The organism is Streptomyces sp. KLMMK (genome assembly GCF_036961605.1).
GTDB classification, from domain to species: Bacteria; Actinomycetota; Actinomycetes; order Streptomycetales; family Streptomycetaceae; genus Streptomyces; species Streptomyces telluris.
The window spans coordinates 1-11781 of sequence record NZ_JBAMDC010000211.1; the positions used below are offsets into that span (position 1 = coordinate 1).

The 11781-nt window shown below is 75.2% G+C and carries 3 protein-coding genes; all 3 read left to right on the forward strand.

The window, feature by feature from the left end; genetic code table 11:
* Window positions 1-1769: condensation domain-containing protein (locus V7793_RS24755; RefSeq protein ID WP_336010059.1), on the forward strand; the 1769-nt coding region annotated here is incomplete at its 5' end.
* 56 nt (window positions 1770-1825) lie between these two features.
* Window positions 1826-11485, forward strand: a complete 9660-nt coding sequence (locus tag V7793_RS24760) for a non-ribosomal peptide synthetase (protein ID WP_336010061.1) — start codon at window positions 1826-1828, stop codon at window positions 11483-11485.
* Between the two features lie 72 nt (window positions 11486-11557).
* On the forward strand, window positions 11558-11770 hold the full coding sequence (locus V7793_RS24765) for an MbtH family protein (RefSeq protein ID WP_336010063.1): 213 nt from the start codon (window positions 11558-11560) through the stop codon (window positions 11768-11770).
* Window positions 11771-11781 lie beyond the last annotated feature (11 nt).

The window sequence follows — 11781 nt, forward strand, 5'->3', positions numbered from 1 at the left end:
TGTTCGCCGGCATCCTCGGCCTGCCCGAGGTCGGCGAGGACGACAACTTCTTCGCCCTCGGCGGCGACAGCATCGTCTCCATCCAGCTCGTCAGCGCCGCCCGCAAGGCCGGCTTCACCATCGCCGCCAAGGACGTCTTCCAGCACCCCACCCCGGCCGCCCTGGCCGCCGCGGGCCGCCGCGAGGACGAGGAGCCGGCCGGCGCCACCGCAGCACCCGCGGTCGACGAGGACGGCGAACTCCCGCCCCTGCCCGTCGTGCACTGGCTGCGCGAACGCGGCGGCCCGGTCGACCGGTTCAACCAGTCCGTCCTCCTCACCGTCCCCGCCGGGCTCCGGCCCGGGCCGCTCCGCGAGGCGCTCGCCGACCTCGCCCGCAACCACCCCGCCCTGCGCCTGCGCCTGGACCGGACCGGCGGCCTGTGGACCCAGGAGGTCCTGCCCGCCGCCGAGGCCCCCGCCGTCACCGACCCGGCGACCCTGCGCCGCGCCGACATCACCGGCCTGGACACGACCTCCCTGCACGACCTGCTCACCAAGGAGGCCGACGCCTCCGCCGCCGCACTCGACCCGGACACCGGAACCGTCCTGCGCGCCCTGTGGTGCGACGCGGGCTCCGCAGCCGACGGACGACTGCTCCTGACCGTCCACCACCTGGCCGTCGACGGCGTCTCCTGGCGCATCCTGCTCCCCGAGCTCGCCGACGCCTACGCCGCCCGCGCCGCGGGCCGCGCACCCGCCCTCGAACCCGAGGCCACCGGGCCGCGCGCCTGGGCCGCGCAGCTCCTGCAGCACGCCCACACCCGCACCCGCACGGCCGAAGCCGCCTACTGGCGCACCGCGCTGGCCGGACCGCAGGCCCCGCTCTCCCGCACCGCCGCCGACCCCCGCCGCGACACCACGGCCACCCTGCGCACCCTGCGCAGGACCCTCCCCGCGGACCGCACCAGGCCGCTGCTGACGGCCGTCCCGCAGGCGTTCTCGGCCGGAGTGGACGACGTGCTCCTCGCCGCCCTCGCCCTGGCCGCCGCCGACTGGCGCCGCACCGCCGGCCCCGCCCTGCCCGCCGCCCGCACCGGCGCCCTGCAGATCGACCTGGAGGGCCACGGGCGCGGAGGAAGCGACACGGCGGGCCTGACCCCGGACCTGTCGCGCACCGTCGGCTGGTTCACCACCGTCCACCCCGTCCGTCTGGACGTCAGCGCCGTGGACCTCGCCGACGCCCTGGCCGGCGGCCGGCAGGCCGGGGCCGCCCTCAAGCTGGTCAAGGAGCAGCTGCGGGCGGTCCCCGACCGCGGACTCGGCCACGGCCTCCTGCGCCACCTCAACGCCCAGACCGCACCCGCCCTGGCGGCCCTGCCCGGCTCGCAGCTGCTGTTCAACTACCGCGGCCGCACCGACCACCGGGCAGGCACGGCAGGCTCCCGCCACTGGGCCTTCGCCCCGTTCGCCGAGCGGGCCGCCGTCGCCGAGGGCGCCGCACCCGACGCCGCCATGCCCGCCCCCTACCCGCTGGAGATCGACGCCGCCGTCGTCCCCGGCGCCGGCGGCCGGCCCGAGCTGGCCGTCGAATGGAGCTGGCCGGCCGCCCTGTTCACCGAGGAGCAGGTCGCCGCCCTCGCCACGCGCTGGTTCGACGCCCTCGACGCGCTCGCCCGGCACGCCGAAGACCCCGGCGCAGGCGGCATCACGCCCTCCGACGTCCGCCTCGTCTCCCTGGACCAGGCCCGCATCGACCGCCTGGAATCCCGCCTGCGCAGGCGCCGATGACCGGCCGCCGCACCCACGAACCGACCCCTGCCGACTCCCCGACCGAGAGCGCCACCATGACTGACTCCACCGACCTGAACCCGGCAGACGACTCCGGCGCCGGATCCGCGCTCGAGGACGTCTACCCCCTGTCCTCCCTGCAGGAGGGCCTGCTCTTCCACGCCGTCTACGACGAGGGCTCCCGCGACGTCTACGTCGTCCAGTCCCACCTCGACCTCGACGGCCCCCTCGCGACCGCCGACCTCGCCGCCGCCACCGACGCGCTGCTGCAGCGCCACGCCAACCTCCGCGCCGGCTTCTGGTACGACGACGGCGAGGACCCCGTCCAGTTCGTCCAGCGCCACGTCGGCACCCCGCTGCGCGAACTCGACCTCACTGCGCTCGCCGCCGACCGGCCGGTCCAGGAGGAAGCGGTCCGCGCGGCCATGGAGCAGGACTGGAACCACCGCTTCGACCTCGCCGAACCGCCGCTGCTGAGGCTGACCCTGCTGCGGCTCGGCCCGGACACCGCCCGGCTCGTCGTCACCTGCCACCACCTGCTCCTCGACGGCTGGTCCATGCCGATCCTCGTCCGGGAGCTGCTCACCCTCGTCGGCTCCCGCGGCGATCTCGCCGCCCTGCCGCCCGTGCGCCCCTACCGCGACCACCTCGAACTGCTCGCCGGCCGCGACGCCGACGCCGCCCGCCGCGCCTGGGCCGCCGCCCTCGACGGCATCACCGAGGCCCGCCCTGTCGCACCCGGCGCCGGCCTCGGCACCCCGGCCGAACCGGCGGACGTCGAAGCCGAGGCCGACCCGGACCTCACCGCCGCCGTCACCGTCGCCGCCCGCATCCGCGGCCTGACCCTCGGCAACGTCCTGCACACGCTGTGGGGCGTCCTCGTGGGCTCCCTCACCGGCGCCGACGACGTCGTCAGCGGCACCACCGTCTCCGGCCGCCCTGCTGACCTGCCCGGCGCCGACACCATGGTCGGCCTGTTCATCAACACCCTGCCCGTCCGCGTCCGCCTGGCACCCGGCGCCACGCTCGCCGCGGCCGCCGCCGCCGTCCAGGCCGAGCAGGCCGCCCTGATGGACCACCAGCACCTCGGCCTCGGCGGCATCCAGCGCCTGACCCCCGTCGAAGGCCCCCTCTTCGACACCCTGCTCGTGGTGGAGAACTACACCGGCAGCGACGACGTCTCCGGCGTCCTCGGCACGGCCGCGGCCGCCTGCGGCCTGCGGGTCACCGGCCTCGGCGCCCGCGACGCCACCCACTACCCGCTGACCATGCGCGTCCTGCCCGGCGACACCCTGCGCCTGGAGCTCGGCTACCGCCCGGACGTCTTCGACCGCGCGGCCGCCCAGCGCATCGCCGACCGCTTCCTGCACCTGCTCACCCTCTTCGCCGACGCCCCTGAGACGTCGCTGGCCCGCCTCGACCTGCTGCTCCCCGACGAGAGCCGGTCGCTGGCGGGGGAGTGGAACGCCACGGACCGGCCGGTGCCCGGCGGCACGCTGGTCACGCGGTTCGCCGACCGGCTGGCGGCGACGCCGGACGCGACGGCCGTGGTGTACGAGGACCGCGAGCTGACGTACCGGCAGCTCGACGAGCTGTCCGACGGCCTGGCCGGCGAACTGGCCCGCGCCGGCGCCGGCCCGGACCGGATCGTCGCCGTGGCCGTGCCGCGCTCCGCCGAGCTGATGGTGTCCCTGCTGGGCGTGCTGAAGTCCGGCGCCGCCTACCTTCCGCTGGACCTCGACCACCCCGCGGAACGTCTGGCGGGGACGGTGGACGACGCCGCGCCCGTGTGCGTGCTGACCACCGGCGCCGAGCGCCCCCGGCTCTCCTGGCTGCAGGACGTCCCCGTCCTGCTCGCCGACGCACCCCGCGCCGCCGCCCCGCTGCAGCAGCCCGCGGCGGGCCCGCAGCACGCCGCGTACGTCATCTACACCTCGGGTTCCACCGGCCGCCCCAAGGGCGTGGTGGTCACGCACGAGGCCATCGTGAATCGCCTGGACTGGATGCGGGAGACCTACGGGATCGGTCCCGGGGACCGGATCCTGCAGAAGACCCCCGCGAGCTTCGACGTGTCGGTGTGGGAGTTCTTCCTGCCGCTCGTCAGCGGCGCGGCCGTGGTCCTGGCCCGGCCCGGGGGCCACCGCGAGCCGGACCACCTCGCCGCGCTGGCCGGGCGGGCCTCCGTCACCACGGCGCACTTCGTCCCCTCCATGCTCACCGCGTTCACCGCCGCCGCGGAGCAGGACGAGACGATCCGGGCGGGCTTCGCAGGCGTCCGCCGCGTCTTCTGCTCGGGCGAGGCCCTGCCCGCCGCGGCCGTGGACCGGTTCGCCGCCCTGTGGCCGGACACCGAACTGCACAACCTGTACGGGCCCACCGAAGCAGCCGTCGACGTGACGTACCACCGCACCGAGCCCGGTGCCGCCGTCGTCCCCATCGGCCGCCCCGTGTGGAACACCCGCCTGCACGTCCTGGACGCGGCCCTGCGCCCCGTACCCGTGGGCGTGCCCGGCGAGCTCTACCTCGCCGGCGTCCAGCTGGCCCGCGGCTACCTCGGCCGCCCGGGGCTGACGGCGTCGCGCTTCGTGGCCGACCCGCAGGGCCCGGCCGGGACGCGCATGTACCGCACGGGCGACCTGGTCCGCCGTCGCGCCGACGGCGCCGTCGAGTACCTGGGCCGCACCGACGACCAGGTCAAGGTCCGCGGCTTCCGCATCGAACTCGGCGAGATCGAGGCCGCCCTCGCCGCCCACCCGTCCGTCCGGCACGCCGCCGTCCTCGTCCGCACCACCGCGGCCGGCGCCCAGCACATCGTCGCCTACGTCGTCCCCGCCCCCGGCACCGACGCGGGCCCCGACGCCCTGCGCGAGGCCTGCGCCGCCCGGCTGCCCGAGTACATGGTCCCGTCCGCCTTCGTGACCCTCGACGCCCTGCCGCTGAGCGTCAACGGCAAGATCGACCGCAAGGCGCTGCCCGACGGCACCCCCGAACCCACCACGGCCGGCGGCGACCGCGAGCCCGCCACCGAGACCGAGGCCGCGCTGTGCGCCCTCTTCGCCGAGGTCCTCGAACTCCCCGGCGTCGGCGTCCACGACGACTTCTTCCGCCTCGGCGGCGACAGCATCGTCTCCATCCGCCTCGTCGGAGCCGCGCGCGCCGCAGGACTCGCCCTCAGCCCGCGCGACGTCTTCGAAGGCCGCACCCCCGCCGGACTGGCGGAGCGGGCCGGCCACGGCGCGCCCGCCGGCGACACCACCGCCCCGGCAGCCGCCCCCGAACTGCCCGAGCCCAGTGAGCAGGACCTCGCGGCCGTCCGCGCCGCCGCCCCCGGCGCCACCGAGATCTGGCCGCTCTCCCCGCTCCAGCAGGGCCTGCTCTTCGAGGCCCTCTACGACGAGGACGCCCTCGACGTCTACACCTCCCGCGACGTCGTCACCCTGCGCCACCCGGTCCCCGTGGAGACCCTGCGCACCGCGGTGAACGCCGTCCTCGACCGGCACCCCAACCTGCGCGCCGGATTCCTCCACGACGGACTCGACCGGCCCGTCCAGTTCATCCCGGCCGGCACCACCGTGCCCGTCACCGAGACCGACCTGCGCACCCTCGCCCCCGAAGCCGCCGGCGCCGAGCTGCGGCGGCTGCAGGACGCCGAGGCCCGCACCCGCTTCGACCTCGCCGACCCGCCCCTGGTGCGCCTGTCCTCCGTCCTCACCCCCGACGGCCGCCAGCACGTCCTCGTCACCCACCACACCCTGCTGTGGGACGGCTGGTCCACCGGCCTGTTCCTGCAGGAGCTCCTGGCCTGCTGCCACGCCCTGGTGGCCGGCGGCACCCTCCCGCAGCCCGGCCCGGCCGGCGACCGGCCCCTGGCGTACCGCGACTTCCTCGCCTGGCTCCACACCCAGGACACCGCCGCGGGCGAAGAGGCCTGGCGGTCCGCCCTCGCGGGCGTCGACGAGCCCACGCTCATCGCCCCGCAGGCCCGCGAGCGCGCCGCCCTGCTGCCCGAGGAGCACGTCACCGAGCTGACCGCCGGGCTCAGCTCCCGCGTCACCGGCTACGCCAGGACCCACGGCCTGACCCTCAACACCGTCCTCTCGGGCGTCTGGAGCCTGCTGCTGGCCGGACTGACCGGGCGCCAGGACGTGGTCTTCGGCACCACCGTCTCCGGCCGCCCGGCGGAGCTGACGGGCATCGACCGCACCATCGGCATGTTCCTCAACACCGTCCCGGTCCGCGCCCGGCTCGACCGGCACGAGACCGTCACCGCCTTCCTGTCCCGCCTCCAGGGCGAGCAGGCGGCCCTCCTGCCGCACCACCAGCTCAGCCTCGGCACCATCCAGCGCGCCGCCGGAGCGGGCCGCCTCTTCGACACGCTCCAGGTGCTGCGCAACACCCCCGTCGACCAGGACGAGCGCGACCGCATCGGACAGGCCCTCGGCGTGGACGACGTCACCGACGTGGACGCCACCCACTTCCCGCTGATCTTCGCGGCCAACCCGGGCGACCGGCTCACCTTCGAATGGAAGTTCCGCCCCGACGTCTTCGGCCGCGCGACGGTCGAGGAGCACGCGCAGCGCTTCGTCTCCCTCCTGGAACAGATCACCGCGGACCCCGGCGTACTCGTCCGGCACCTCGACGTGCTGACGGAGACGGAACGCGGCGCGGTCCTGGGCGAGTGGGCCGCCACGGCGCGCGAGCTGCCGGACGCCTCGGTGGCGGACCTGCTGGCCGAGCGGGCGGCCGCCGTGCCGGACGCGGTGGCGCTGGTGGCGGGCGAGCGCGTGTGGACCTTCGCCGAACTGGACGCCCGGGTGAACCGCCTGGCCCGGCTGTTCCTCGCCCGCGGCGCCGGACCGGACCGGGTGGTGGCCCTCGGCCTGCCGCGTTCGCTGGAGATGGTGGCGGCGCTCTTCGCGGTGCTGCGCGCCGGAGCGGCGTATCTGCCGCTGGAGCTGGACTACCCGGTCGACCGGCTCGCGTACATGGTCGAGGAGACCGCACCCGTCGTCCTGATCACGGACTCCTCCGTACGCGACCGCATGCCGGACGTCGAGGGGGTCCCGCGTGTGGAGCTGGACGACGCCGCTGTCGTGGCCGAACTCGCGGAGCTGGCGGAGGGGCCGGTGGAGGCGCGGGTGGACGGCGACGCGGCCGCGTACGTCATTTTCACCTCCGGTTCGACAGGCCGCCCCAAGGGCGTCGTCACGCCCTACCGCGGGCTGACCAACATGCTCCTGAACCACCGCGAGGCCATCTTCAACCCCGTGGTGGAGGCGGCCGGCGGCCGGTGCCTTCGGATCGCGCACACCGTCTCGTTCTCCTTCGACATGTCGTGGGAGGAGCTGCTGTGGCTCGTCGAGGGCCATGAGGTCCACGTCCTGGACGAGTCGCTGCGCCGTGACGCCGAGGGCCTGGTCGCATACTGCGCCGAGCGGGCGGTCGACGTCATCAACGTGACGCCCTCCTACGCCCAGGCGCTCGTCGAGTGCGGGCTGCTGGACGAGGACCGGCACCGCCCGGCCCTGGTCCTCCTCGGCGGCGAGGCCGTGCCGGAGTCGCTGTGGCAGCGGCTGAAGGACACGCCCGGCCTGATCGGCTACAACCTCTACGGCCCGACCGAGTACACGATCAACACGCTCGGCGGCGGCACCCTCGACAGCGACACCGCCACCGTCGGCCGCCCCATCTGGAACACGCGCGCCCATGTGCTGGACGCGTGGCTGCGCCCGGTCCCGGTCGGCGTCCCGGGCGAACTGTACGTCTCCGGCATCGGCCTGGCCCGCGGCTATCTGAACCGTCCGGGCCTGTCGGCGGGCCGCTTCGTCGCCGACCCCTTCGGCGAGCCGGGCGGGCGGATGTACCGCACGGGCGACGTCGTCCGGTGGCGCCGGGACGGCCTGCTGGACTTCCTCGGCCGCGCCGACGACCAGGTCAAGATCCGCGGCTACCGCGTCGAGCCCGGCGAGATCGAGGACGCGCTGGCGCCCCTGCCCTCCGTGGCGCAGGCCGCGGTCGTGGTCCGCGAGGACGCCCCGGGCGTCAAGCGCCTGGCCGCCTACCTCGTGCCCGCCACCGCCGGGGCCGTCGACGTCGCCGCCGTGCGGCGCTCGCTGGCGGAGTCCCTGCCGGAGTACATGGTCCCGTCGGCCTTCGTCGTCCTGGACGCGCTGCCGCTGACCGTCAACGGCAAGCTCGACCGCAAGGCCCTCCCCGCACCGGACCTCGGCGCGACCGGCACGGGCCGCGCTCCCGCCACCCCCCGGGAAGAGCAGCTGTGCGCCCTGTTCGGCGAGGTGCTCGGGACCGGCCCCGTCGGCCCCGACGACCACTTCCTCGACCTGGGCGGCCACTCCCTGCTGGCCACCCGCCTCGTCAGCCGGATCCGTACGGCCCTCGGCACCGACCTCGCCATCCGCGACCTCTTCGAGGCGCCGACCCCGGCCGCCCTCGCCGAGCGCACCGCCGGGGCGACGGACGACCGTCCGGCACTCGTCCGCCGCGAGCGCCCGGCCGAGCTGCCCCTCTCGCACGCCCAGCGCCGCATGTGGTTCCTGCAGAACCTCGACGCCTCCGGCGCCACGTACAACGTCCCGCTCGTGGTCCGGGTGAGCGGCGCGCTCGACACGGACGCGCTGCGGCTCGCCGTGGCCGACGTGACCGCCCGCCACGAGAGCCTGCGCACCGTCGTGGCCGAGCACGAGGGCCGCGTCGTCCAGCGCATCCTCGACGCGCCCGCCCCCGCCGACGCGCTGCACGTGGTCACCACCACGGAGGAGGCGCTGGAGGCCGACGTGCGGACGGCCGTCCGGCACGGCTTCGACCTCTCGCGCGAACTGCCCCTGCGCGTCACGGTGCTGGACATCGGCCCCACGGACCACGTCCTGGTGCTGCTCTTCCACCACATCGCCGGCGACGAGTGGTCGATGCTGCCGTTCGTGGACGACCTCACCACGGCGTACACCGGCCGCGCCGGCGGCACCGCCCCCGCCTGGCAGCCGCTGCCCGTGCAGTACGCGGACTACACGCTGTGGCAGCGCGACCTGCTGGGCGACCCCGCGGACGAGCAGAGCCTGCACAGCCGCGAGGCCGCGTACTGGAAGCAGGCGCTCGCCGGGCTCCCGGAGGAGCTGGCCCTGCCCACCGACCGCCCGCGCACCCCGGCCACCGGCCTCCGCGGCGACACCGTACGGGCCCGGGTGCCGCGGGCCGTCTACCGCGGGCTGCGCGACGCAGCCGCCACCACCGGCACGACGACGTTCATGGTCCTGCAGGCGGCCGTCGCCACCCTGCTCCACCGGCTCGGCGCCGGCGACGACATCCCCCTCGGCGCCCCGGTCGCGGGCCGCTCCGACGCCGCGCTCGACGGGCTCGTCGGCTTCTTCGTCAACACGCTCGTGCTGCGCAACGACCTGTCCGGCGACCCGTCGTTCACCGAGCTGCTCGGCCGCGTCCGGGAGCACGACCTGGCGGCCTTCGCCCACCAGGACCTGCCCTTCGACAGCCTGGTCGAGGCAGTCAACCCGCCGCGCGTCCCCGGCCGTCACCCGCTGTTCCAGGTGATGCTCGGGTACCGGAACAGCGACGGCGAGGCCCGCCGCCTCCTCGGGCTGGAGAGCCGCATCCTCCCCTTCGAACTGGGCGCCGTGAAGTTCGAGCTCGACTTCAACTTCGAGGAGACGCCCAGCGCGGAGGAGATCGACATCGCCTTCGAGTACGCGGCCGGCCTCTACGACCGCTCCACCGCCGAGGCCCTCGTGGAGCGGCTCCTGTCCCTCCTCGCCCAGGTGGCCGAGGACCCGGCCCGCCGCATCGGCGCCCTCGACGTGCTCACGCAGGAGGAGCGGGACGCGGTCCTGGGGGAGTGGGCGCGGACCGGGCACGAGCTGCCGGACGCCTCGGTGGCGGACCTGCTCGCCGAGCGGGCCGCGCGCACGCCGGAGGCGGTGGCCCTGGTGGCGGGGGACCGCGTCTGGTCGTTCGCCGAACTGGACGCCCGGGTGAACCGTTTCGCCCGGCTGCTGCTGGCCCGGGGCGCGGGCCCGGAGAAGGTGGTGGCCCTCGGCCTGCCGCGTTCGCTGGAGATGGTGGCGGCACTGTTCGCCGTGCTGCGCACCGGTGCCGCGTATCTGCCGCTGGAGCTGGACTACCCGGTCGACCGCCTCGCCTTCATGGTCGAGGAGACCGCACCCGTCGTCCTGATCACCGATTCCACGGCGCGCGCCCGTATGCCCGAGGTCGAGGGGGTCCCGCGTGTGGAGCTGGACGACGCTGCTGTCGTGGCCGAACTCGCGGAGCTGGCGGACGGGCCGGTGGAGGCGCGGGTGGACGGCGACGCCGCCGCGTACGTCATCTTCACCTCCGGTTCGACGGGCCGTCCCAAGGGCGTCGTCACGCCCTACCGTGGGCTGACCAACATGCTCCTGAACCACCGCGAGGCCATCTTCAACCCCGTCGTCGCCTCCGCCGGCGGCCGGACGCTGCGCATCGCGCACACCGTCTCGTTCTCCTTCGACATGTCGTGGGAGGAGCTGCTGTGGCTCGTCGAGGGCCATGAGGTCCACGTCCTGGACGAGTCGCTGCGGCGTGACGCCGAGGGCCTGGCGGCGTACTGCGCCGAGCGGGCGGTCGACGTCATCAACGTGACGCCCTCCTACGCCCAGGCGCTCGTCGAGTGCGGGCTGCTGGACGAGGACCGGCACCGCCCCGTCCTGGTCCTCCTCGGCGGCGAGGCCGTGCCGGAGTCGCTGTGGCAGCGGCTGAAGGACACGCCCGGCCTGATCGGCTACAACCTCTACGGTCCCACCGAGTACACGATCAACACGCTCGGCGGCGGCACCCTCGACAGCGACACCGCCACCGTCGGCCGCCCCATCTGGAACACGCGCGCCCATGTGCTCGACGCGGCGCTGCGGCCGGTGCCGGTGGGCGTCCCCGGTGAGCTGTACGTGTCCGGCGTCGGCCTGGCGCGCGGCTACCTCGACCGCCCGGGCCTGACCGCCGGCCGGTTCGTCGCCGACCCCTTCGGCGCGGCCTTCGGCGAGCCGGGCGGGCGGATGTACCGCACGGGCGACGTCGTCCGGTGGCGCCGGGACGGCCTGCTGGACTTCCTGGGCCGGGCCGACGACCAGGTCAAGATCCGCGGCTACCGTGTGGAGCCCGGGGAGATCGAGGACGCCCTGACCGGCCTGCCCTCGGTCGCCCAGGCCGCCGTGGCCGTCCGCGAGGACGCCCCGGGCGTCAAGCGCCTGGCCGCCTACCTCGTGCCCGCCACCGCCGAGGGCGTCGATGCCGGCGCCGTGCGCCGTTCGCTGGCGGAGTCCCTGCCGGAGTACATGGTCCCGTCGGCCTTCGTCGTCCTGGACGCGCTGCCGCTGACCGTCAACGGCAAGCTCGACCGCAAGGCGCTCCCTGCGCCCACCGCCGCCGACATGGCCGTCGGCGGCACGGGCCGGGCCCCGCGCGACGTGGCGGAGAAGACGCTGTGCGAGGTCTTCGCCGACGTCCTCGGGCTGCCCGACGTCGCGGTCGACGACAGCTTCTTCGAGCTCGGCGGCCATTCGCTGCTGGCCATGACGCTGCTGCACCGCATCCGCGAGGCCTTCGGCACCGGCGAGGCCGGACCGGGCATCGCCGACCTGTTCGCCGGGCCCACCGTCGCCGAACTCGCCGCCCGCTTCCGGGAGGCCGCACCCGCGGGCTCCCGGCTCTCCTGACCCTCCCCCATACACCTCACCCCCATACACCTCACCCGCACACGCCTCACCCGCACAAAGGAGCATCCCGTCATGAGCAGCACCACCAACCCGTTCGAGGACAACGACGCCCGCTACTTCGTTCTCGTCAACGCCGAGAACCAGCACTCCCTGTGGCCCGCCTTCGCCGAGGTCCCCGACGGCTGGACCGCCGTCCACGGCGAGGACTCCCTGCAGGCCTGCACCGACTACGTCGACGCCCACTGGACCGACATGCGCCCGGCGAGCCTCGTCGCCCGGTCCTGACCGGCCCCTCC